This window comes from Bradyrhizobium sp. th-b2 (assembly GCF_000426785.1).
Taxonomy (GTDB): Bacteria; Pseudomonadota; Alphaproteobacteria; order Rhizobiales; family Xanthobacteraceae; genus Bradyrhizobium; species Bradyrhizobium septentrionale.
The window spans coordinates 185,401-208,484 of the sequence record NZ_AUGA01000007.1 but is presented as its reverse complement, the minus strand read 5'-3'; the positions used below and the strand labels follow the sequence as shown (position 1 = coordinate 208,484).

The following is a 23,084-nucleotide window of genomic DNA, read 5'->3' as shown; positions in this document are numbered from 1 at the left end:
GCGAGCGGGCTACTGGGCCTTGTCGTGTGGATGGGAGGCTCGCGTGGGACCGTGACTTCGCTATGAAGTGCTTGCCATTCCCTTCCGGTCTGAGTTCCGAACCCAAGCAACAATCTGGCGCATAAAGTCCCACACGTCACCCGCTGTCGGATGCACATACTCTGGCTTGGTCGAGTCGTCGCCAAGCCTTTCGAGCATTGCAACAGACCAATCCGCCTTCTTTCCTGGCACGTTAAGGTGGCGCAACCAACTTTCGATCTCGCCATTTCGCGTAACGAATACGCCAAATTGATCCAGAGTATCGAACAACTCATTGACCGCATCCCGGTCACTTCCCTTAAGGCCCTCAACGCCGCCATCTGCCTTCATGTCGACATTTGCATCAATAAAGCGCCTATGTAAGTCGCCACGTAACACGCCTAGACTTCCGGTCATTGCAGATGGGAAATTTGCTGCCTTAAGCCATCCGGTCCATGTCGAGCCACCGTCTTTTAGAATGTCGATGTCAACAATGGCAGCGGCGGGAACTCCGAACGCACGAAGAGGTTCGATTATGTCACGAATGGTTTGCTTGTTTTGTGCGTTGACGAAGAGGAGCGATGGGTAACCAGTTTCTCTCTCGGCCAGTCGATAATAAATTTCGGAATAGAATGCTCGGTCATTGTCCGACTCTGTAACGACGACGCCGTCGTGAAAGAGCCCGGAAATGACATTCGCGCTGCGGATCAAGGGTGCCTTAAAAAACTTTCTCAATGCATCAGCATCAACAGCTTGCCCCTTCGACTTTCCATTTGAATATTCGAGCCGGACCACGCGCACTTGGGCGGAGCCTTGTAAGCATCCGATCAAAAAGTCGGGGCTATGGGTCGATGCCATGAGCGACCCCGAACGTTTTGCCGCCGTCGTTGCGAGCTGATAACCGAGCTTTCGTGCTAGCGGCGGATGCAAAAAGGCTTCCGGCTCATCAATCAGGATCGATCGAAAGTCACCCGACATGACAGCCGTAAGAATGCCAACGAACGCCTGGACGCCATCGCTTGCATCTTTGATGTAGGTAGCACTGCGATGAAAATCGCGTGCGTCCTTGCCGAGAGATTGTTCTTCACGCCCAGGTGCCGCATTCGATAAGCGAATGCGCAAGATGCCGCCTTGCAGAGGGTCCACTACAAAATAGACGCCAAATGCGTCGAAGATGATGTCACGAATTTCTTTTCGAAGGGTGTCGTCCTGAAAGAGGTGTGCGAGCAAATTAACTGGAGGATTGGCGAGGTCTCCGGTTTGCCGATCATTTGTTAGGTCAAATCGAGTGCGGCCGTCGAGCCTGACCTGAAAATATTTCAAGAACTGCGATGCGATCCATCGCTTTTCCCGCGCCTTGAATTGGTCGAACAGAGAGCTTTTGTTTACTTGGCTGGCCTCAAGATCACCATTTGGCCTAAACCGGCCCACATAGATATTCTCAACAACAATGCCATCCGGCGCCTTCTTTCTTAGCTTCTCAACGTCGGCTTCTATTTGTGGTTCTTCGGGCCACTCCAGTTCGTAATCGCCAAACAATTTTGTGTTTAAAGTACCGTTGCTTCCGAATGCGGCCTCGAATTCCCGAAGCACTAGGCTTTTGCCGGAGTTGTTAGGTCCCACGAAAATGGTGACGCCCTGCGACGGGACTACCAGCGGCTCCGCCCTTTCTGTGAATTTGAGCGAAATACTTTCAATCATTATTACAGACCCTTGGGCGACGATGGAACGAGGCTTGATGGTGGACTAGCCCCTCATCAACTTTGCTTCCTACAATCCTCGATAGAATAGCGGCATTGTCGGTTGAGTCGTCGCCTCTGCCAAGGCCAAAGGCGAGCTACGGGATAAGCACCGCCGGAAGCTATGTCGTTAACGCGGTGCAGCGCGCTAACCGTTACTTGTAAGCTCTTCGCAATACGGGGGTTCGAGTTGCGCCAAGCGTCCGTTCGTTAATGACACTACAGGGACACCGAATAACGGCGATACATCTAAGTAATTGAAATCAATTGAATAATTGCGCCGCTACGATGGTGGAGCCTCTCCCACAAGGGGAGAGGTGAAGAGTCCTGCGTGGTTCCGATTCGCAGAATGCCCCTTGTCGCCAGACTGACAAACAGCTGTGCTTATGGGGCCTTGTCGCCCACGGGGAAGCGCGATTCGCAGGCCGGTTCCAAGGTTGTGCATCCATGCCCCATCCGATAGGTTCCGCCCGCGTCCGTCCCCCCGATTCAGCCCCAAAACCCGCATGCTAGGCCGTCCCAAATTCGTTCTTGCTTCCGGTTCGCCGCGGCGGCTGGCCCTGCTCAACCAGGCCGGTATCGAGCCCGATGCGTTGCGTCCGGCCGATGTCGACGAGACCCCGCGGCGGGGCGAGCTGCCGCGCGCCTGCGCCAATCGGCTGGCGCGTGCGAAAGCGGACGCGGCGCTGAAATCGGTGCAGCTCGACGACGATCTGCGCGGCTCCTTCATCATTGCCGCCGATACCGTGGTCGCGGTTGGCCGCCGCATCTTGCCGAAGGCCAATCTGGTCGACGAGGCCGCGCAGTGCCTGCGGCTGTTGTCGGGCCGCAACCACCGCGTCTACACCGCGATCTGCGTGGTGACGCCGCGCGAGGCGTTCCGCCAGCGCCTGGTCGAGACGCGCGTGCGCTTCAAGCGGCTCAGCGACGACGATATCCAGGCCTATATCGGCTCCGGCGAATGGCGCGGCAAGGCCGGCGGCTATGCCGTGCAGGGCATCGCCGGCTCCTTCGTGGTCAAGCTGGTCGGCTCCTACAGCAATGTGGTCGGCCTGCCGCTCTACGAGACCGTGACCCTGCTCGGCGGCGAGGGCTTTCCGATCCGCCACGGCTGGCTCAACGCCGTCGCGGTGTGAGATCTGACGAGTCTCTCTTCCGGCGCCGCATTAGCACTGCACCTCTCCCCCTGTGGGAGAGGTCAAATCGCATCGCGAGATGCGATTTGGGTGAGGGGTCTGTCTCCGCGGATCGAAACCCCTCATCCGGCGCTGCGCGCCACCTTCTCCCACAAGGGGAAAGGAAGAGGAACCCGGCGCTCGCGGCGGCTTTGCAACTCCAGTTGATGTAGTCTGTCCCAGCCATGACCGATCAAGCCCGAACACCCCCGGCCACCGCGCGCGCCTGCCCGATCTGCAGCAAGCCCGCCCAGCAGGCTTTTCTCCCGTTCTGTTCCCCGCGCTGCCGCGACGTCGACCTCAACCGCTGGCTGACCGGCCGCTATGTCGTCCCCGGCCGCGAGGACGACGTAGAGGACCCGGAATAGCCAAGATTTCCCAACAAGTTGGGGAAACAACGCCGGGCGGGCCTGCCACGCCGAAGCCTTTGGCAAAGGCGGGTGGACACGGCGCCCCGACCTCTCTATAAACCGCCCGCTCGCTGCGGCCTTTCGGCCCCGCGAGTATGCCCAGGTAGCTCAGTTGGTAGAGCATGCGACTGAAAATCGCAGTGTCGGTGGTTCGATCCCGCCCCTGGGCACCATTCCCTTCAGCGCCACATTTGATCAGCTGATGCGCGCGGTTTGCCGCGACCGCAGGTAACCGCCGAGGGCGCCGAGTGCGGGGCTTAGAGGCAGGTAGAGCAAATGCAGCCAAAGGTGGCCGGTGCCGTTGACCAGCGCATAGATGCCGAAGCCGACGCAGAGGATCGACGAGAGCGCTTCATCGTGCTTTGCAATACGCGCGGAAACGTAGCCGCCAAGGATCGAACAAAGTCCACCAAGTATGCTCGACGCTGCAAGAAAGCCATTGCTTGTCTTGAGGGCCTCTACGGCAGACGCGGCGCCTTGATCGGTCGGTGACCCCGTCTTTGCAGAGGCCAGTAGGTAGATCACGACAGGTAGCATCACAACATTCGAGGCGACGATGTCGACGACGTTGCCGATTGCAACGCCCTTGAAAGATATCCGCGTCATGTATGTTCTTCGAACAACCTCTGCTTGGATGATCGGATGTTGTGTCTAAATCCGTGTGCGTTGCCATTCCCTTAATCTGTTGGTCGCCGGTGTGGGGTAGTCGCCCTACCCCCTCACAGTAGCGCCGCCTCACCCCCCACTCCGCTTCCAGTAGCCCGTGCCGAGCTTGCCGGTGATCACGGCGGTGGTGTCGTGGATCTCGTAGGAGCCGCCGTCGCTGTAATTCTTCAGCCCCCGCAGCGCGTGCAGCGTCCAGCGGCCGTTGGCGAAGCTGACGGTGCCTTCATGCGGGCGCGCGGAGCGGGCGGGCTCGGCGTGGAATTTGTAAGCACCGTCGGCCATGATCTGCCAGATCCAGCGCGACTGGCCGCGGCCGCTTGCCACCATGATCTCCCAGGTGCCGACCAGCGCCGGATCGATCGCGCCGGCTGCCGTCGCGGGCGCCGTTGATAATGCCGCGGCGGCCGGCGCCGCGTTCGCCTGTTTCGCTGCCGCGCTCTCGGCCGGTGGCGCGCCCGCCAGATAGATCGCCTTGCGCGACAGCGAGCCGTAGACGAAGGGCTGCTGCTCGTTGCGCGTCGCCTCCATCACGTCGTCGCGGACGTTGCGGAACATGAAGGTGACCTCGACGCCCGGCGCCTCGATGTTGCGCAGCAGCGCCGCAGCGAACGGGCTGTTGCGTCCGTCGCCGTCGAGCGCGGTGGTGCCGTCGCGCGCGGCATAGGCGACCAGCACGTTGCCGACCGGCTCGGTGCGGCCGAGCCCGCTGCCCGCTGTGGCGCGCGTCGCGAGCGAGCGGCTCATCTTCGCCGCGAACGGATTGTTGCGGCAGGCGTCGAGGATGACGAGGCCGAGGCTTGTGGTGTTTGCGACCTGCAGCATCACGCTCTGCAGGCTGATCGCTTCATTGGCGGCGTCGGTATCGCGCTTCAGCTCGGCATCGACAGGGATCAGCCAGTTGTCGCCGTTGATCTCCATGCCGTGGCCGGCGAAGTACACCGCCGCCATGTCGGCGCCGGCAGCCGCGCGACCGAGCGCGATCAGGCCGCGCCGCATCTCGTCGAAGCGGCCATTGGTGATCAGGGTGACAGCGAAGCCGAGGCGCTTCAACGCCGCCGCGACATCGCCGGCGTCACTTGGCGGATTGGACAGCGCCGGCACGCTTGTATAGGCGCCGTTGCCGATCACCAGCGCCACCCGCTTGCCGTCGGCCCGAGCCGGCGCTGACGCGAGGCCCGCCAGCACGGCGGTGACGGCCAGTCCCGAAACAAACGCGCGGCGGTTCATGCTGGACCCGATCGGAGGTGACGGGTCCATGGTAACGCAGGGCGTGCGAGCCAGCCACGGAAATGGCTGTGCGATCAGGCCGCCTGCTTCGGCGTCCAGACGCCGGCCGGCACCGGCTCGGCGGGTAGCAGATTGGCGCCGGCGGCGCCCGCGATCGACCGCGTGATCTCGTGGATCTCCTGCACCGACCGCTGCATCGAGAAGCGCGGATAGAGCTCGCGCATGGTGGTGGCGGTCGCCGCCTGCGCCGCGGCAGGATCTGCCAGCACCGCCTCGACGGCGGCGGCGACGCTTGCCGTGTCCTGGCCGAAGGTGAAGCCGGCGAGATGCGGCATCTCCGCGGCCGAGAAGCGGTTGGCATCGAACACCGGGACGGTGCCGGCACCGAGCGCGAAGAACACCCGGTCATGCACCGACAGGTCGATATTGGGATTGAGCGAGACCGCGGCGAGATAGCTGCCGAGGCCTTCGCGCATCGCATCGAAGGTCATCGCGCCGAGCACGCGGGCCGGACGTCCGGCGACGTCGAGATCGCTCCAGCCGCCGCCGATGAAATCGACCGGATAGTCGGCAAGCACGGCGCCCACCTCGCGGGTGCGCACCCCTCTCGTGTAATTGTCGAGCCGGGTCAGGATCACGTTGAACAGGTCGCCGCCCGGCTTCAGATAGACGAGGTGCTGCTCGGCCACGTCGACGATGATTTTCGGAAACGCGCCGCAGGTCTTGCCGCGCGCCGCGGCGATCGCATCGAACAGCAGGCCGAACAGTTTTGGCGGCATCGTCTTGCGCCAGCCGCGTTCGAGCGCCAGCGGATTCCAGCCCGACTTGGCGAAGATCAGCCGGCCGTTGCGCTGCTCGGGCGGCAGGCCGCCGAAGAAGCCGGGATCGGGGATGCCCATATGGGTCGCGAACACAGCGCCATTGGCGCCCAGATGATCGCGGTTGAAGGCGGCGTGGTCCGGAAATACGTAGCCGTGCGCGGTATAACGGCTCTCGAGCCCGTGCCGCTTGGCAAAATAGCAGGGGTGGTCGCAGAACCAGGTGAAGACCGGGATCTGCGCGACGTCCCAGAACAGCTTGCCGTCCTTGGTGTGGATGTCGAGCCCGATGCCGGAGAAGCCGAGCGCCATCGTCTCCGTCCGCCGCGGCAGCAGGGCGTTGAGCCGGGCCGAGAAATCCGGCGCCAGCAGGTCGAGCATCATGACCTCGTGCCCGAGCCGGTCGAGCTCGGCCGCGGCCATCGCGAGGATGCCGCGCAGTGAATCATAGGTCGTGTTGCTGGAATAGAGAACGCAGATCACGGACATGAGGCCCCCGCGTATGATGTTGTTGCTGCGCCCGGACCTGTCGATCGCCTCGCCTGCTCCTCGTTGAACGGCCGAGCCGTCCGTTCCGGGCTCGGAATTATCCTGGCGCCGCGATTTATTTCGCCGGAATGGCCGTGCCGCAGCGTTGAAGCTCCGTCGGGGCGCCTTTGCGGTTCGACGGGCAGGGCCGGGGATCACATGCAGCTTGATGGCTTCGATGTCGTCGTGGTGGGCGCGGGCTTCTTCGGCGCCGTGATCGCCGAGCAGGTGGCGAACAGGCTCGGCCGCTCCGTCTGCGTGCTCGACCGCCGTCCGCATATCGGCGGCAATGCCTATTCGGAGCTCGATCCGGACAGCGGCATCGAGGTGCACCGCTACGGCACCCATATCTTCCACACCAATTCGGAGGCCGTTTGGCGCTATCTGCAGCGCTTCACCGAGTTCACCGACTATCGCCACCGCGTCTTCACGGTGGCGAACGGCCGCGTCTATTCGATGCCGATCAACCTTGCGACCGTTTGCGCCGCGTTCGGCCGGATCATGACGCCCGGCGAGGCGCGCGCCGCGATCACGGCGGAGGCTGCAGCGCACGGCGCCTCCGGGATCGGTAATCTCGAGGACAAGGCGATCGCCTCGGTCGGCCGCACGCTCTACGACCTCCTGATCCGCGGCTATACGCAGAAGCAGTGGCAGACCGATCCGCGCGAGCTCTCGGCCGACATCATCGGCCGGCTACCGGTCCGCTTCACCTTCGATGACCGCTACTTTGCCGACCGTTATGAGGGCATGCCGGTGGACGGCTACACCGCAATCTTCCGCAGGATGCTCGATCATCCCAAGGTCGCGGTCCGGCTCGGTGTCGACTATTTCGACGTCGCCGACCGCATCAACCCACGGCAGCTCGTGATCTATACCGGCCCGATCGACCGCTTCTTCGGCTATGCCTGCGGCCATCTCGGCTGGCGCACCGTCGACTTCGCGCACGAGGTCCACGACGTCGCCGATTTCCAGGGCGCTGCCGTCATCAACTATGCCGACGCCGAGGTGCCGTTCACCCGCATCCACGAGTTCAGGCATCTGCATCCGGAGCGCGCGCATGCGCAAGCCAGGACGACGATCTACCGCGAATATTCCCGCTTCGCCGGCCGCGACGACGAGCCTTATTACCCGATCAACACCGCGGCCGATCGAGCGATGCTCGCCTCCTACCACGCCATGACGGCGTCGCATCCGAATGTCATCTTCGGCGGCCGGCTCGGCTCCTACAAATATCTCGACATGCACCAGGCGATCGGCGCCGCGCTGAAGACGTTCGAGCACGAGGTCGAGCCGCGCCTCGGCAGCGAAGGCATGCAACTCGGCGACGCGGCCGCGCGTCGCCACGCCTTGTCGCCCTTGCCGGCGTAATCTAAGCCCTCTGGGTGCGGGCAGCGAACGTCATAACAATCGCCCGCAGTCCCCGGTGAGGAAACAATGAGAAAAACCGCTATCGCCGCGGCTGTCGCCGCCACTGGTCTTGCTTTCAACATCGCTCACGCCGCGCCGCTGCCCGAGATAAAGCCCGACCAGGCCGGGTTCTCGAAAGCGGGGCTGGCACGGCTCGACGATTTCTTCGCGCGCGAGATCGCGGCCAAGCGGGTGCCCGGCGCCGTGGTGGCGATCGCGCGCGACGGCAAGCTCGTGCACTACAAGGCCTATGGTCAGCTTGATCCGGTCAAGGGCACGCCGATGCCGATCGATGCGGTGTTCGCGCTGGCATCGATGACCAAGCCGATGGCGGCGGTCGCCGGCCTGACGCTGATGGAGCAGGGCCGGCTGCCGCTGCAGGCGAAGGTCGCCGAGTACTATCCGGCATTTGCCGACATGAAGGTCGGTGTGCCCCAGGAGGACGGCTCGCTGAAGATGGAGCCGCAGGCCCGGCCGATCCTCATCCATGATCTCTATCGCCATACCTCGGGCCTGATGTATGGCGGCCGCCCCGACAGTTCGAGCGCGCTGGCGCGGCTCTATCCCGAAGGTACGGCGCCGGCGGTCGAGGGCGACACGGCGGCCTTTATCGATCGCATCACTAAGCTGCCTCTGGTGCATCAGCCCGGCACCGAGTTCGAATACGGCTTCTCGATCGACGTGCTCGGCGCCGTGGTCGAGAAGGTCTCGGGCGAGCGGCTCGGCGATTATCTCAAGGCCAATGTGTGGACACCGCTCGGCATGAAGGATGTGACGTTCCACCTGACCGACGCCCAGCGTGCGCGGCTGGCGCGGCCGTTTGCCAACGACCCGCTGACCGGCAAGCCGCAATCGATCAGGGTGCTCGACGCGCCGATCAAGTTCGACTGCGGCGGCGCCTGCTCGTTCGCCACCGTCGGCGACTATCTCCGCTTCGGACAGATGCTGCTCAACGGCGGCGAGCTCGACGGCCAGCGCATCCTCAGCCCCAGGACGGTGCATCACATGACGTCGAACCATCTCGGGCCCGAGATCAAGAACAACGTCGCCGCTGTGGAGCCGCATCGCGGCGGCTTCGGCTTCGGGCTGTCGGTCGCGGTGCGGACCAGCGAGGGCCTGTCGTCGGTGCCGGGCAATCCCGGCGAGTTTACCTGGAACGGCGCCAACGGCACGCAGTTCTTCTGCGATCCGAAGGAGCACCTCGTCGTGGTGGTGGGAACCGCAGCGCCCGGTGAGCTGCGCAAATATTATCGCGAGAACGTGCAGGACATCGTCTACGGCGCGATGGTGAAGTAAGAACCGTCACCGCAGTGTGAGATCTCTTTCAGCAGGCATCAAGGCCCATCGCTCTGACTGAGCGATGGGCCTTGATTGGCAGTTCTGATTGAATCCCAGGCGGTTTTTTGGTTTGACGTGTTTTCTTCACGCGAACCGCGCACCTCTGCGCTCGAAACCGCCGTAGGAAGGCTCTCTCGCTTTGCCGGGACGCCGGTGTCATTCCGTCGTTTGATCGGAACGGGCGACCTCAAGCGAAAAGCCCAGCCGCGAGGGCCGGGCTGATCGGTAACATATTTCAAGTCGTGCAATGTGTGGAATAGATCGGCGATGGCTCTCCCTGTCTGTCCAAAAAGGAACACGGAACCGACTATTTGGGTACACCGCTCGTACCCAACTGCGCGGGAGAGGAATCGCGACAGCGACCGCGCAGTTCAGGAGCATCGCGGCACAAACAACCGGTACACCAGGTCATCCCCGAAGGTCCGCCCGCGCCCGAATGAGCAATTTGGTACAGACACCGATCAATCGACGTGTCTTGGTCTCACGAACTGTCCCAAACCTCTAGGTCAGGATGAAGATCATGGAAATCTCCAAGGAAACAAAAGCTGCCATGCGGCCCGCGCTATGGGGCGCTGCAGGCGGAGCAATTGCTCTGGCGATCGTGGGGTTCAGCTGGGGTGGCTGGGTGACGGGCGGGTCGGCGGAGACCCTCGCGAGCAACCGTGCTGCGACGGCCGTGGTCGCAGCTCTCACACCCATCTGCGTTGACAGGTTCCGACAAGCTGCCGATGCCTCGGCGAACCTGGCCGAAATGAAGAAGGCGACTTATTCATTCGACCAGAGCAGGTTTGTCGAAAAAGGCGGTTGGGCCACGATGCCGGGAAGCACTGAGCCAAATTCGGCAGTCGCAAGGGCCTGTGCCGAATCGCTCGGCAGCGGCAAGGCCGCGGAGCGCCGCGGCTAATCAGGCAACCCGCGACAGGGTGAAATCCGCGCAAAGACGCGCAACTTCTCGACATGCCCGCATCTCGCGCAGTGGCTCTTGCAACAGTGGTCAAGCGCGTCGTTTTGACGCCAATTTCCCGCTGCGCGCGCCTTTCAACGGATGAACATCCCGCAGAATCTTGGTAGCATGACAGCATGCTAACGCCCGGCGAACGAGAGTGCCGTTTTGGTTAAGCCCGCGAAGGACTTGTTTGATCCCAAAACCTTCCTGGCCAAGGTTGGGGCCGGAAAATCGATTTCTAGCTTTGGCAAAGGCCAGAACGTGTTCGCGCAGGGAGATGTCGCGGATGCGGTATTCTACATTCAAGAAGGAAAGGTCAAACTCACAGTCGTTTCTGACCAAGGTAAGGAAGCCGTGGTCGGGATCCTGGAGCCGGGACAATTCTTTGGTGAGGGCTGCCTCAACGGTCATCCATTGCGGATTGCCACGACCACGGCAATGGAGGACTGCGTCATCACGCGAATATCGAAGACGGCGATGATTTCAACGCTCGAAGCCAAGCCGATGTTCTCTCAGTTGTTCATGACCTATCTGCTCGCGCGCAATAGCCGAATGGAAGAAGACCTGATCGACCAACTTTTCAATTCCAGCGAGAAGCGCTTGGCGCGCCTGCTGCTCCTGCTGGCAAATTTCGGCAAGGAAACCAGCGCGCAGCCCATTGACGTCGAAATCAGCCAGGAAACGCTGGCCGAAATGATCGGTGCGACCCGTTCAAGGGTTAGCTTCTTCATGAACAAGTTCCGCAAGCTCGGCTTCATCAGCTACAACGGAAAGATCGAAGTTCACAGCTCGCTTCTGAACGCTGTTCTGCGCGACAAGCCTGAGATAGACCGGAAAGACTGACCGCCGCGCGGCCTTGAGCCGCGCCTGCAGCACGCAGTTCTTCCGCGCTGGAGGCGGAGACGCCCGTGCATGTCCAGGCGGCCGAGTGAGGAACAGCAAAAAGGCCCATCGCTCAGGTCGAGCGATGGGCCTTCAATTTTGCGTGGACTACCACTGCCGGTAGACGCCGGTCAGCGTGCCGTTGTTGTTCCCTTCAGGACCAACGTCGCCCTGAGTCGAACTCGGCGCCGGATGGTTGCTGCCGTTCATCGCGCCGTACCGGCCCGGTTGCGCCGGTTGGTACATCACATGCGGTTGAACGGTCTCGTAGCGCGGACCGCCGTAGTATCTCGCATCGGGGTTCCCATACGGATAATGGCCCTGCGCGAACGCACCTGCTGTCGTTGCAATCAGGGACGCCACGGCCAGGGTCAGTATCTTGGTCTTCCGTTGCATTCATACACTCCATGCTGGTGTCCCGACCAACGACCGGCATGGAGCAGCGTTCCTGATCTGCCATGCACCCCATGAAGGTGAAGCTGCACGAGGGTGGGATCAGGTTTTGGTGAGGGGGCTTGGACCCTGAAGGACCGGTACGCACGTCTCTGCTTAGCAGTATGCATCCCGCGCTGGTCCGCTATGCCCTTCCGGCTATAACGGTCCGCAGACGAGCCGCGGACGCGCGGCTCCGAAAGAATCGGGCGTTTTCGTAAAAGGAAGCCCGCCGACCGGGCGGGCAAGGTCTCAGGGAGGAAAACGCTCTGACAAGGGAGCGTGCAGCGAGATTGCTCGATTCGAGGGCGGCTGCGAAGATCGTACAACTACTGTCATCAGGGCAGGCATTATGCCAATGCTCTTGCCGGTCGCGGCCGGCCGGTAGGGCACACTAACAAGGCGCAAGTACAGGGGAAGTTCATGAGCACGTCTGGAGTTTTTGCCCGCGTCGTCGCGGCGATCGGTGCGGGCGCCGTGGCGTGGCGGCGGATGCAGGGCGCCGAGCCCGCGCCCGCCTGGGGCAGCGCGCCGCAGATTCCGACGGCAAAGTCGCAGGGCGCGATCCCGACGCTGAAGATGCCGACGGCACGTGGCTGGGACAAGGGCCAGCTCCCGACCGCTGCGCCCGGGCTCAAGGTTAACGCCTTTGCAGCCGGGCTCGATCATCCGCGCTGGATCAACGTGCTGCCCAATGGCGATGTGCTGATCGCCGAGGCGACGCAGATCGCCGGCACGCCGCGCAGCGTGTTCCACTATGCGATGCAGGCGACGATGCGCCGCGCCGCCGCGCTCGGCGTCAGCGCCAACCGCATCACGGTGCTGCGCGACCGTGACGGCGATGGTGTCGCCGAAAGCAGCAGTGCCTTCATGGAGGGATTGCGCCAGCCGTTCGGCATGGCGCTGGTCGGCGACACCTTCTATGTCGGCAACACCGACGGCGTGGTTGCCTTTCCCTACACCGCGGGCGCGGACCGCATCACGGCAGAGGGACGCAAGCTCGTCACCTTCAAGCCCGACGGACACTGGACGCGCAGCCTGCTGCCGAGCGCCGACGGCAAGAGACTCTATGCCGGCGTCGGCTCGCTCAGCAACATCGCCGAGAACGGCATGGAGGTCGAGCAAGGCCGTGCCGCGATCTACGAGCTCGATCTCGTCGCCGGCACCAGCCGGATATTCGCCGGCGGCCTGCGCAATCCGGTCGGGATCGCGTGGGAGCCGACGACGAATGTGCTGTGGACCGTCGTCAACGAACGCGACGGCATCGGCGACGAGACGCCGCCGGACTATCTGACCTCGGTGCGCGACGGCGGCTTCTACGGCTGGCCCTATTGCTACTGGGGACAGACGGTGGACGATCGCGTGCCGCAGGATCCGGCGCTGGTCGCCAAGGCGATCCAGCCGGACTATGCGCTCGGCGGCCACACCGCCTCGCTCGGCCTGTGCTGGATGCCCGCGGGCACGCTGCCCGGCTTCCCCGACGGCATGGTGATCGGCCAGCACGGCTCGTGGAATCGCTCGACGCTGTCAGGCTACAAGGTGGTGTTCGTGCCGTTCACCAACGGCCGTCCCTCGGGGCCCGCGCGCGACATCCTGTCGGGTTTCCTCGCGCCCGACGAGAAGGTGTCGTACGGCCGCCCGGTCGGCGTCGCGCTCGGTCCCGACGGCTCGCTGCTGGTGGCCGACGATGTCGGCAACGTGATCTGGCGCGTCACCGGGGCGTAAGCGCGCGCGTGTTAGTGCTTCGGCGGTATGTATCCGTCCGTCAGCGTTTGCATGAACGCGACTAGGGCATCTTCCTCCTGGTCGGTCAGGCCGAGATTGCCGGTCTTGCTCGTGTTCATGTTCTCGGTGGTTTCCGGCGCGGGCCAGCAGCCGGTGCCTTCACGCGGGTCGTCCGCTGCGCAGCGCGGCAGCACGTCGCGCGTGTTGTAGAAGTGGACGATCTGTTTCAGGCTCTTGAAGTAGCCATTATGAGCGTACGCCTTGACGAAGTCCGGCGACGGCCGCTTGTCGACATTGCGCAGCGTGGGCACCCGAAACCGGCCGCGGGTCTGCGGCGCCAGCGGCTTCCAGCGCGCATCGACCGCCGAAGGCTGGCTCAGCGGATGGCCGCCGGCGAGGAAAGCGCCGACCCCGCCGTCGACGAAGGCGGAGCCGTTCTTGTTGGCGACATAGCCGCGATCATCGGGCGTGTTTTCCGCGTAATAGGGCAGCAGCGGGTTCGCCGGCGTCCCGATATTGCTTGCGGTGAAGTCCGTGAACAGCGGATCTTCTCCGGGGCCGCCGTCGCGATGGCATTCGTTGCAGCGTCCCTTGCCGCGGAAGACGTCGTATCCCTGCTGCTCCAGCGCCGTGAACGTGACCTTTCCAGCCTGCACGGCGTCATATTTCGAGGAGAACGCCGTGACCTCGTGCGAGGCTTCATAGCCCGCGATCGATTGCGCCATCTGGTCGAAGGTGGTGGCGGCGCGGCCGCGATCCACTTTGCTGAGATGCACGGGTAACGGATCGTTGGCGGGCGGCGGGCCCGGGGTATTGCAGACGCTTTCCACGTCGGCGGGCCAGCCGATTGCAAATGCCTGTGCGCCCCACACGGTTTCGAACAAGCCGCGATAGGGTCGTTGCGAGGCGCGATACACCACGCAGGCGATGTCGGGCAGGCCCATCTCGACCGGATTGGTCGGCGGGCCTTCGGCCTGCTCGGCGGCAGGATTGCCGAGGCGCCGTCCGGTTGCGCGCATGTCCCAGAAATTGCCGCCGACCAGGTCGCCCTGGCCTTCGTTGTAGTGCAGGACCGGCGCCAGCGGCGCGTAGGTGTGGGTCTGCGGCTTGCGTTCGCTGAAGCGGGTCCGCACCGAGCCGGGATAGGAGCCGGTGGTGCGGTTGATTTCCGAGATCGGTCCGGTGAACCCGGTGTCCGGCATGTGGCAGAAGGCGCAGGCTTCGTTGCGGTTCACCGACAGTTGCTTGTCGAACAGCATCAGCTTGCCGAAGCAGTTCGATCTGCTGAACCTGATTGTCGGGAGCGGCCGCGAGGCGCGTCAACGTATCGCCTTCGATCCGGTCGATCTCGGCTTCCAGGCGCGCGATCTCGGCCAGCGTGGCCGGTGACATCGGGCCTGAGCCGTCTCGCGCAAGCAGCATCGGAATCGCCGTGCACGTCGCTGCGACTGCAACGGCGATCCCGGCCAGAATCCGACAGCTCATCTCGTACCCCCAGAAGTTCCCGATGCGGCCTTCGCGCGTTGTCGGAGCAGGGCCGGCAGCGTGCAAGTCACGTCTCCGGCACTCGATTGGCTATTCGTAGCGCGACCGGGTCAGGACGTATCTGCCGTGCACCTTCGCGAAGGTCTGCCGGAGTTGCCTGGCGGCCTTGGTGAAGCCGGTGCGAAGGTGCCCTCAGCGTCGCTTGGCGATCGACTGCATGAAATTGCGGTCGGCGTCCGGCAGCGCGTCGGTCCAGGCCGGCTCGTCGCCGGGTTCGGGCAGCACATGGCCGAACTCGATCATCTGCCGCGGCTGCAATTCGTTGAGATAGATCCAGACCGCGCGCTTGCTGTCGACATCGGCGGCCTGCGCGATGGCATCGGCCATCAGCCTGATCATCCGCGTCTTGTCGACCGCGGCGCGGCCGGAGCGGATGCGGCCGTAGACGAAGACGTGATCATGGGCGACCGGGACGCCGCCCATGAACCAGTTGCCCGCGGCGACCTCGCTGAAGATCACCTGCGCAAAATAGCTCGGCGCGCCCGTCACCTCGGCATGGATCCGGGTGATCTCGCCCGCGATCCTGCTCTTTTGCTCCGCGCTGAGGCGGCCCTGCGCGCTGGTGCAGTAATAGGTTGGCATCTGCGTGACCTCGCTGGGATGTCGATCTGTCCAGATTCCGCGCGGGCAGCCGCGCCGTCAAGCAGACCTTCATTCGGGCCATGCGTACTCCAAACCTCCCCTTGAAAAGGGGAGGTCGCTTTGCTCGCCAGAGCAAAGCGGGTGGGGATCTGCTCTCTCCGCATACAGCGGCGTCTGCGGCTGACCCCCATCCCGGCCTCCCCCCTTTCAGGGGGAAGGGGAAGACAGTGGATCACGCAGATGGCGCGGCCTCACACGGTCCTGATCTCGCCGCCATCCATGCGCAGCACCGTGCCGGTCATCCAGCGCGCCGGCGGTGACACGGCGAACGCGATGAGGTCGGCGATCTCCTCTGCCGTGCCGAACCGCTTGATGCCGGCCTGCCTGAGGAAGCCTGCCTTCGCGGTCTCGACGTCGACCTGCCTGGCCGCCGCGGCGTTCTCCAGCATCGCAAGGCGGCGTCCGGTCATGATGGCGCCCGGCGATACGCAATTCACCTGCACGCCGTCATCGATGCCGCGTTCGGCGAACGCTTTTGCCAATGCCTCGATCGCCGCGTTGATCGTGCCCACTGCGGCCACACCGGCGCGCGGCAGCACGGCGGCGTTGCCTGACGTGAAGACCACGGCGCCTTGCGACGTTCTCAGTGCGTCCCAGGCGTGGATCGTCAGCCGCCTGGCGCCGTGGAATTTGAGCGCGAGGCCTGCGTCCCACTGTTGATCGTTCATTTCGAACAGATCGATCCCTGGCACCGCGCCCGCGACATTGACCAGCGCATCGATGCGGCCGAAGCGGTCCAGCGTGGCCTTCACGACGGCGTCGGCGGCATCAGGCGCGGCAAGATCGAGATCGAGCGCCAGCGGCGTAGCGCCGCCGGCTTCAATCTCGTGACCTACCTCGCGCAGCTTCTCGCCGCTGCGCGCGACGAGCACGATGGCGGAAAAATCCCGAGCGAGCCGCAGCGCGGTGGCGCGTCCGATGCCGGAGCTTGCGCCGGTCACGATGGCGACGGATTCGGTCATGTGCATATTCCCTGGTGCGGCGCCCGTTATGTCAGCGGCTCAGGAATTCGCGGATGGCTTGCGCGATTTCGGCGGCATGAGTCTCCAGCGCGAAATGGCCGGTGTCGAAGAAGCGCACCACCGCGCGCGGATTGTCGCGCTTGAAGGCTTCGGCGCCCGGCGGCAGGAAGAACGGATCGTTCTTGCCCCACACCGCGAGGAACGGCGGCTGATGGGTGCGGAAGTAATTCTGGAAGGCCGGGTAGAGCGCGACGTTGCTCTTGTAGTCGCCGAACAAATCGAGCTGCACGTCATGGGCGCCGGGCCGCGCCATGTAGTAATTGTCGAGGTTCTGTCCGTCAGGCGACACCGCCTCCGGGTCCGGTGTGCCGTGGGTGTACTGCCAGCGCGTGGTGTCCGGCGTCAGGAACGCGAGGAGCGCATCACGGTTCGCCGGCGAGGGATCCTGCCAATAGGCCTTGATCGGCGTCCAGCCGTCGCTCAGACCCTCCTCATAGGCATTGCCGTTCTGCGAGATGATCGCGGTGATCCGCTCGGGATGCTTGAGCGCGAGGCGGAAGCCGGTCGGCGCGCCATAGTCGAACACATAGACCGCGTAGCGGTCGAAGCCGATCACCTCGGTGAAGCGGTCGATCACGGCGGCGATGTTGTCGAAGGTGAAGGCGAACTTGTCGCGCGCCGGCATGTCCGACTGGCCGAAGCCGGGCAGATCAGGCGCCACGATGTGGAATTTGTCCGCGAGAAGCGGGATCAGATCGCGGAACATGTGGCCCGCGCTCGGGAAGCCGTGCAGCAGCAGCAGCTTTGGCGCGCCGGGCGACCCGGCCTCGCGATAGAACACCTTGAAGCCGTCGACATCGGCCGTGCGATATTTGATCTCGGACATATCTGTCACTCCTTGTGGTGGTGATGTGGGGTGGGGTCAGGATTTGATCTGCGTCACAAGCCCGCCGATCGCCTCGGGCCTGAGGTAAAGCAGCAGCGCGCAGCACACGGTGGCGAAGCCGAGCAGCGGCATGAAGGGCGCGATGGCGGCGCCGGCCGCGAACACCAGTAGCGCCAGCAGCGTGCGGCGCTGCGTCCATGCCCGCACCCGCTCGGAAATCATGGTCTGGTCCGCCTGCGTCAGCACCGCGCGCTCGAAGGCGAGATAGGCGAGGTCGATCACGAGGAAGATCATCGCATAGACCACCACTGGCGCCGCGGCCATTTTCGACTGCGCGACCCATGCGGTGGCGAAGGGCAGCAGCGAGACCGCGAACAGATGGACGAAATTCAGCCAGATCAGCCGCGGCGTCGGCTGCCGCACCAGATGCAGCAGATGGTGATGATTGACCCAGATCACGGCGATGAACAGGTAGCTCGCCGCGTAGCTGATTGCGGTCGGCCACAGCGGCAACAGGTCGGCGAACCGCGAGCCCTCCGGCGCCTTCAGTTCCAGCACCATCACCGTGATGATGACGGCGATCACCGCATCGGAAAACGCGCCGAGCCGATCGGCTGATAGAGGTTTGTCCTGCATGGCAGTGCTCCTGTCCAATCGTGAAAAGAGGTCAGTGCTCTGTAACGCTGCGGATGGCTTCCTGGATGATGTCGGCGACCAGTTTTGGCGCGGTGACGATCGGCGTGTGATCGACGGGATGTGAACGCACCACAGCCTTCATCCGCGCCGCCATGCTGCGCTGTGTCTCCGGCGCGATCATCCGGTCGTCCTCGGCGACCAGGAACCAGCTCGGGATGTCCTTCCACCGCGGACGGCCGACCGGAACGGTGATGCAGGCCGGCGAGATTGGCCGCTGCACCGCCGCCAGCACCGCGAGCTCCTCGGCACGCGCGCCTTGCGCGAAGGCCGACGCGAAGGCGGGCTCCGGCAGCCAGATCAGGCCGTTGGCGTCGGGTGCAAGTTTTGGCGCGAACGGATGCGGCGGTGCGCGATAAAACACATCGGCGACGGTCTCGCCCTCGTCCGGCGCCAGCGCCGCGACATAGACCAGCGCCTTGACGCGCGGCGAGCGGGTCTCGGCAATGACAGCGCCGGCATAGGCGTGGCCGGCCAGTACGATCGGTCCTTCGACGCGGTCCAGCGTGCGGTTCAGCGCGGCGACATCGTCCGCGAGCGAAGTCAGGGGCAGCGGCGCCGCCACCGCGGTGATGCCCTCGGCATCCAGCGCCGTGATCACCCGCGCCCAGCTCGAACCATCGGCCCACGCGCCATGGGCGAGCACCACGCTGACATCCTTGTTCGACATCTTCAGCTCCCTCGTTTCGCTTGTAACCATTCAAAAGCCATTTGACAGGTTACGATGCTTATGCTCCAATGTTCGTAACTTGTCAATAGGCTTTAATCAGGTTATTTGCGGCGAGGTCGAAAAGCCGCCAGGAGGCAGCACCGTGCAATCCCATCCGCCCGCGATGTTCATCGCCGATAGCCTGGGGCTCGATTTCATCAATTCGATCGCGACCCCCGTCGATACGCCGGTGGACTGGATCGCCGACGGCGACGGCCTGTTGCGCTGGCTCGTGCAGGCGAAGCTGGTGCCGTCAGATGTGCTCGATGAGCTCGGCGCACGCGCGACCGCGGGCGAGCTCGACGACGTTGCCGGTCAGGCGCGAGACTTGCGCGAATGGTTCCGCGGCTTCCTGCGCAAGCATATGGGCCGGCCGCTGGCGCCGCGGGCGCTGAAGGAATTGGAGCCGCTGAACCGGCTGCTCGAAAGCGATCAGGCGTTCATCCGCATCGTGCCGCATCGCCATAAGCACGGCGATGACGAGCACGACGGTTTCGCGCTGGAGCGGACGCGGCGCTGGCGCTCGGCCGCGTCACTGCTCCTGCCGATCGGCGAGGCGATGGCCAGGGTCGTCTGCGAGGAGAGCTTTTCCGACATCAAGGCCTGCGAGGGTCCGGCCTGCACGCTGATGTTCGCCGATCACACGCGGGCCCGTGCGCGCCGCTGGTGCAGCATGGCGATCTGCGGCAATCGCGCCAAGCAGGCCGCGCACCGCAGCCGGATCAAGGATAGGGGCTGAAACCAAACCCAACCAACGGAGACCAAAAAATGGCACTTCCCCTGATCGTGTTCGACGTCAACGAAACCCTGCTCGACCTCGAGACCATGGAGCCGGTGTTCGCGCGCATCTTCAACGACAAGAGCGCGATGCGGCTGTGGTTCGCGAACTTCATCATGTATTCGGCCTCGCTCACGGTGGCGGGCTGCTACGTGCCCTTCACCGACATCGGCGCCGCGGTCATGAAAATGCTGGCGGATACGCGCGGCATCAGGATCGACGAGTCCGACAAGAAGGAACTGACGGAGAAATTCTCCACCATGCCGCCGCATGCCGAAGTGCCGGCGGCGCTGCGCAAGCTGCGCGCCGCAGGCTTCCGCCTGTTCACGCTGACCGACAATCTCTTGGAGGTGCAGACCCGTCAGCTGACGCACGGCGGCATCGTCGATCTGTTCGAGCGGCGCTTTTCGGCCGATGGCGTCAAGCATCACAAGCCGTCGCGGCAGGCCTATGGTTATGTCGAGAGCGAGCTTGGAGCAAAACCTTCGGAGTTCTGCCTGATCGCATGCCACACCTGGGACACGCTCGGCGCGGTGGCCGCCGGTTGGGAGGCCGCGCTGATCAAGCGCCCCGGCAATGATGTGCTCGGCGTCGGCCCGCAGCCGCAGGTCGTGGGTGACGATCTCAACGATGTCGCCGACCAGCTGATCCGCCGTTACGGCGCGAAAGGGTAACGGCCCCTGACGGATCGAGCGCTGGAGGGACGGTCAAAAACCCTCCAGGCCGATCGCTCGGAAGCGCATAAAACCGGAATGAAATCCATAGCGCTTTTCAACCATGCCCCTTGAGCCTTCCTCAACTTCCGCGGCCGATGCTTGCCGCGCCAAAGGGATCGACAAGGAGCTCAGAACATGCCGGCCAAGGCACGAACAACCGGACGAGCGACCGCGACCAACGCCACCGCGCAATCGCGCGAGGATATCCTTAACGCGCGGGCTATCAGCACGCTGGGCGCCGGCGTCGTCAACGCGATGAGCGCGGTCGGCGCCGCCGTCATCAAGAAGCACAGGCCGGCGCTCGGCAAGAGCCCGGATTGGTTCTGGCACATGTTCGCGAAATGCGAGGCCAAGGCCGCCCGCATCGCCGAGCAGGCCGCGCGCGATCCGGAGGCCTGCGGCGATGCCACCTTCATCGAGCTCTACGCCGCGCAATTGCCGAAGTTGATGGCCGCGGCGCTCGAGAGCCACGAGAAGGCGCTCAAGGGGAAGTAACGGAGCGTCGAAAAGACGCTGACAACGGCGATCGTCCCGTTGTCGTTCCCACCTGCGTTGCCGCGCAGGGCAGCTATGCACCGTGAAACCATATCTCGCCGCCGTTCGTATCCGAACGGTGGCGGAGGTCCGCGGCCGCGGGCTTCCGGATTTTTTCAATCCGGGGCGTTGGATGGTGAAGCACCTTGTTTCCGATGAAGAGAAGTGTGACGCGTGTAACGGGACGGGCTTTCCGGACGTGAAACAGCCGCGCGAGCCGGCACGGAAGATCTATCCGGAGCCGTGCAAGAAGTGCGGCGGCAAGGGGCGGATCAGGAAGGCCGCGTGGGGCAAGTAGCCGGCGCCGAAGGCAATCAGTCTTGCAAGGCGGGTTAGGCGAAGCCGTAACCTGCCATCGCTCTCGTCGGGCTCGTCCGGCCAGACCCTTTTGATCCGCGTCGACTACGACGCTGTGCTCGGACAAATGATGTCGCGAGAATGCGGATGTATGACTCACAGCCGTGCAACAAACTCGATGTCGTCCCGGGCAAGCGCAGCGCGACCCGGGACCCATAACCACGAATGGCAGTTACTCGCGCTATGCTGGGGCCACAGCTCGCTTCGACGGCTCAATCCTGTGGTTATGGGTCCCTGCTTTCGCAGGGACGACGATGCGGTGAGGGATCATGAGCATGTCCATCACCGTCATGCTGAGAGGCGAGCCTTGCGGCGCGCTTGCGCCGCTGGGCGAGCCTCGAAGGATCGACGGCCACCAGCCGGGCCGTGCATCCTTCGAGGCTCGCTCCGCTCGCACCTCAGGATGACGGCTCTGATAGTCTTCGCAGGGACGACGATACGGCGAGAGTTGTGCCCTACGCCACCAGCGCGATCTTCGGCGCTGTCGCCAGCACCGACTGGTTGCGGCCGTTGGCTTTGGCGGCGTAGAGCGCCTTGTCGGCGGCTTCGATCAGGTCGGACCATTGCTGGCCTGCATTCGGGCGCATGCTGGCGACGCCGATGCTCACCGTCGTGATGACCTCGCCCTCGCACCATTGCTGGACCTTGGCGCGGATGGTTTCGGCCAGATTGAAGGCCTCGAGCGGGGTGGTGCTGGGCAGCAGCACGGCAAATTCCTCGCCGCCGAAGCGCGCCGGGCAATCGCCGGCGCGGCGCACCGCATCCGAGATGCAGATCGCAATCCCGACCAGCACCTGGTCGCCGGCCTGGTGTCCATAAGTGTCGTTATAGGCCTTGAAATGATCGGCATCGATCATCAACAACGCGACCGGCTGGCCGTGCCGGCTCGCCCGGCGCCACTCGCGCTCGATCTCGGTGTCGAACTTGCGCCGGTTCTTCAGGCCGGTGAGGGCGTCGGTCGTCGCCAGCTCCTCGAGCTTGTCCTCGGCGTCGGCGCGACGGACGATCTCGCGGGCGAGGACCAACGTCGCGCTGAGCACGAACAGGACCAGAAACGCCATGATCGCGCCGATCCGGATCGCCTCGGTACGCCAGAGGTTGAAGACGGCTTCGAGCGGCTTGCCGACCACGACGTAGAGCGGGCCCGAGCTGCTGCGCCTGACATAGAGCCGCGGCGTGTCGTCGACCGGACCCTTGCCGGAGTAGGCGCCGCCCGCCTTCAGATTCTCGGCCTTCCAGTCCAGTTGCTCCGCAAGGTTCTTGCCGATCACGTCGAGATCGAACGGCGTCCGCATGATGATGGTGCGGTCGTTGCGCAGCACGGTGATGGTATCGCCGGGCGCGAGGTTGAGCCGGCCGAACATATCGTGGAAATAGCTGAAGCGGATCGAGCCGACCACGACGCCGAGAAAGCGGCCGTCCTCGCCGACGATGCGCCGGCTCAGCACGATGGCGTAGGCGCCGCGATGCAGCATCGGCCGGCTGATATACAGCCCGGCATCGGGATGGTCGCGCTGGACCGTGAAATATTCCTCGTCGCTGCGGTTCTCGGGTCGCGGATCGAGGCTCGCCGCGTCGATGGTCAGGTCGCCCTTGCTGTCGAACACCTGGATCGCGCCGAAATGTTTGGCGGTCGCGGCGTGATCGAACAGGATCAGCTGGCGCAGTTCCTTGCTGACATTGCGGATCTCCGGCATCTCGAGATTGCTGGCGACCGCGCGCAGCGACAGGTCGTAGAGCTCGATGTTGCGGCTGATGTCGGCCTCGATGCCTGACGCAAAATTTTCCAGGGTCTGGCGGGCCAGTTGCTCCTCGCCGCGGCGCATGTCGAACATCACGCCGGCGCAGACCGCGGAGAAGCCGAGGACGGTCGCAACCGACGCGGCGATCAGCAGCTTTGCCGATAGCCGCCAGCGCCGCCTTGCGTCGTTTCCCCGTCGAAATGGCATTT

The 23,084-nt window shown here is 63.9% G+C and carries 23 protein-coding genes and 1 tRNA gene; 12 read left to right on the top strand and 12 right to left on the bottom strand.

The window, feature by feature from the left end; translation table 11 throughout:
* Positions 1-60: 60 nt before the first annotated feature.
* Positions 61-1,719 carry an ATP-dependent endonuclease gene (locus K359_RS0113460; RefSeq protein ID WP_029079821.1) on the bottom strand — a complete coding sequence of 553 codons (1,659 nt, stop codon included), beginning with the start codon at positions 1,717-1,719 and terminating at the stop codon, positions 61-63.
* A 544-nt stretch (positions 1,720-2,263) separates the two neighbouring features.
* Here K359_RS0113460 and K359_RS0113455 point away from each other — a divergent pair.
* The 3 genes from K359_RS0113455 to K359_RS0113445 all read left to right on the top strand — a co-directional run bounded on the left by K359_RS0113455 (position 2,264) and on the right by K359_RS0113445 (position 3,515).
* The gene (locus K359_RS0113455; protein WP_029079820.1) at positions 2,264-2,893 is read left to right on the top strand and encodes a Maf-like protein; all 630 of its coding nucleotides are present in this window, start codon (positions 2,264-2,266) and stop codon (positions 2,891-2,893) included.
* A 224-nt stretch (positions 2,894-3,117) separates the two neighbouring features.
* A complete protein-coding gene (yacG, locus tag K359_RS0113450) occupies positions 3,118-3,300 on the top strand; it encodes a DNA gyrase inhibitor YacG (protein ID WP_029079819.1) in 183 nt (60 codons plus the stop codon).
* Between the two features lie 139 nt (positions 3,301-3,439).
* Positions 3,440-3,515, top strand: a tRNA-Phe gene (locus tag K359_RS0113445).
* 22 nt (positions 3,516-3,537) lie between these two features.
* Here the strand turns inward: K359_RS0113445 and K359_RS0113440 are convergent.
* The 3 genes from K359_RS0113440 to K359_RS0113430 form a co-directional block, all read right to left on the bottom strand.
* The gene (locus K359_RS0113440; protein ID WP_029079818.1) at positions 3,538-3,948 is read right to left on the bottom strand and encodes a hypothetical protein; all 411 of its coding nucleotides are present in this window, start codon (positions 3,946-3,948) and stop codon (positions 3,538-3,540) included.
* Between the two features lie 129 nt (positions 3,949-4,077).
* Positions 4,078-5,235: a caspase family protein gene (locus K359_RS51845; protein WP_051346113.1), complete on the bottom strand. Its 1,158-nt coding sequence runs from the start codon at positions 5,233-5,235 to the stop codon at positions 4,078-4,080.
* A gap of 74 nt (positions 5,236-5,309) precedes the next feature.
* Complete coding sequence (locus tag K359_RS0113430; RefSeq protein WP_029079817.1) at positions 5,310-6,542, bottom strand: hypothetical protein; 1,233 nt, start codon at positions 6,540-6,542, stop codon at positions 5,310-5,312.
* A gap of 198 nt (positions 6,543-6,740) precedes the next feature.
* On the opposite strand from K359_RS0113430, the gene glf reads away from it, so the two are divergent.
* The 4 genes from glf (at position 6,741) to K359_RS0113410 (ending at position 11,115) form a co-directional block, all read left to right on the top strand.
* Positions 6,741-7,949, top strand: coding sequence for a UDP-galactopyranose mutase (glf, locus tag K359_RS0113425; protein ID WP_029079816.1), 1,209 nt, complete (start codon positions 6,741-6,743; stop codon positions 7,947-7,949).
* Between the two features lie 66 nt (positions 7,950-8,015).
* Positions 8,016-9,284, top strand: a complete 1,269-nt coding sequence (locus tag K359_RS0113420; protein WP_029079815.1) for a serine hydrolase — start codon at positions 8,016-8,018, stop codon at positions 9,282-9,284.
* Between the two features lie 562 nt (positions 9,285-9,846).
* A complete protein-coding gene (locus tag K359_RS0113415; RefSeq protein WP_029079814.1) occupies positions 9,847-10,230 on the top strand; it encodes a hypothetical protein in 384 nt (127 codons plus the stop codon).
* Between the two features lie 207 nt (positions 10,231-10,437).
* On the top strand, positions 10,438-11,115 hold the full coding sequence (locus K359_RS0113410; RefSeq protein ID WP_029079813.1) for a Crp/Fnr family transcriptional regulator: 678 nt from the start codon (positions 10,438-10,440) through the stop codon (positions 11,113-11,115).
* Positions 11,116-11,262: 147 nt separating this feature from the next.
* On the opposite strand, the gene K359_RS0113405 is transcribed toward K359_RS0113410, so the two are convergent.
* Positions 11,263-11,550 (bottom strand): hypothetical protein, encoded by a 288-nt coding sequence (locus tag K359_RS0113405; protein ID WP_029079812.1) that lies wholly within the window; start codon positions 11,548-11,550, stop codon positions 11,263-11,265.
* 459 nt (positions 11,551-12,009) lie between these two features.
* On the opposite strand from K359_RS0113405, the gene K359_RS0113400 reads away from it, so the two are divergent.
* Positions 12,010-13,311, top strand: a complete 1,302-nt coding sequence (locus K359_RS0113400) for a sorbosone dehydrogenase family protein (RefSeq protein WP_029079811.1) — start codon at positions 12,010-12,012, stop codon at positions 13,309-13,311.
* A gap of 11 nt (positions 13,312-13,322) precedes the next feature.
* On the opposite strand, the gene K359_RS51840 is transcribed toward K359_RS0113400, so the two are convergent.
* A complete protein-coding gene (locus tag K359_RS51840) occupies positions 13,323-14,570 on the bottom strand; it encodes a cytochrome-c peroxidase (RefSeq protein WP_051346112.1) in 1,248 nt (415 codons plus the stop codon).
* Here K359_RS51840 and K359_RS61205 point away from each other — a divergent pair.
* On the top strand, positions 14,557-14,700 hold the full coding sequence (locus K359_RS61205) for a hypothetical protein (RefSeq protein WP_156928475.1): 144 nt from the start codon (positions 14,557-14,559) through the stop codon (positions 14,698-14,700). The genes K359_RS51840 and K359_RS61205 overlap by 14 nt on opposite strands.
* 288 nt (positions 14,701-14,988) lie before the next feature.
* Here K359_RS61205 and K359_RS0113385 read toward each other — a convergent pair whose 3' ends face one another.
* From K359_RS0113385 to K359_RS0113365, 5 genes are all read right to left on the bottom strand, one after another.
* A complete protein-coding gene (locus K359_RS0113385; protein WP_029079810.1) occupies positions 14,989-15,438 on the bottom strand; it encodes a tautomerase family protein in 450 nt (149 codons plus the stop codon).
* A 251-nt stretch (positions 15,439-15,689) separates the two neighbouring features.
* Entirely contained in the window at positions 15,690-16,460 is a 771-nt protein-coding gene (locus K359_RS0113380; protein WP_029079809.1) for an SDR family oxidoreductase, read from the bottom strand.
* Positions 16,461-16,491: 31 nt separating this feature from the next.
* Positions 16,492-17,346 carry an alpha/beta fold hydrolase gene (locus K359_RS0113375; protein ID WP_029079808.1) on the bottom strand — a complete coding sequence of 285 codons (855 nt, stop codon included), beginning with the start codon at positions 17,344-17,346 and terminating at the stop codon, positions 16,492-16,494.
* A gap of 36 nt (positions 17,347-17,382) precedes the next feature.
* Complete coding sequence (locus tag K359_RS0113370; RefSeq protein ID WP_029079807.1) at positions 17,383-17,982, bottom strand: TMEM175 family protein; 600 nt, start codon at positions 17,980-17,982, stop codon at positions 17,383-17,385.
* A 31-nt stretch (positions 17,983-18,013) separates the two neighbouring features.
* Positions 18,014-18,709 carry an alpha/beta fold hydrolase gene (locus K359_RS0113365; protein ID WP_029079806.1) on the bottom strand — a complete coding sequence of 232 codons (696 nt, stop codon included), beginning with the start codon at positions 18,707-18,709 and terminating at the stop codon, positions 18,014-18,016.
* 163 nt (positions 18,710-18,872) lie between these two features.
* Here K359_RS0113365 and K359_RS0113360 point away from each other — a divergent pair, with 163 nt between their 5' ends.
* From K359_RS0113360 to K359_RS0113350, 3 genes are all read left to right on the top strand, one after another.
* Complete coding sequence (locus K359_RS0113360) at positions 18,873-19,487, top strand: ABATE domain-containing protein (RefSeq protein ID WP_035976523.1); 615 nt, start codon at positions 18,873-18,875, stop codon at positions 19,485-19,487.
* Positions 19,488-19,516: 29 nt separating this feature from the next.
* Complete coding sequence (locus K359_RS0113355) at positions 19,517-20,200, top strand: haloacid dehalogenase type II (RefSeq protein WP_035976522.1); 684 nt, start codon at positions 19,517-19,519, stop codon at positions 20,198-20,200.
* A 177-nt stretch (positions 20,201-20,377) separates the two neighbouring features.
* Entirely contained in the window at positions 20,378-20,737 is a 360-nt protein-coding gene (locus tag K359_RS0113350) for a hypothetical protein (protein ID WP_029079803.1), read from the top strand.
* Between the two features lie 851 nt (positions 20,738-21,588).
* On the opposite strand, the gene K359_RS0113340 is transcribed toward K359_RS0113350, so the two are convergent.
* Positions 21,589-23,082 (bottom strand): diguanylate cyclase, encoded by a 1,494-nt coding sequence (locus tag K359_RS0113340; RefSeq protein WP_029079802.1) that lies wholly within the window; start codon positions 23,080-23,082, stop codon positions 21,589-21,591.
* Positions 23,083-23,084: the final 2 nt, after the last annotated feature.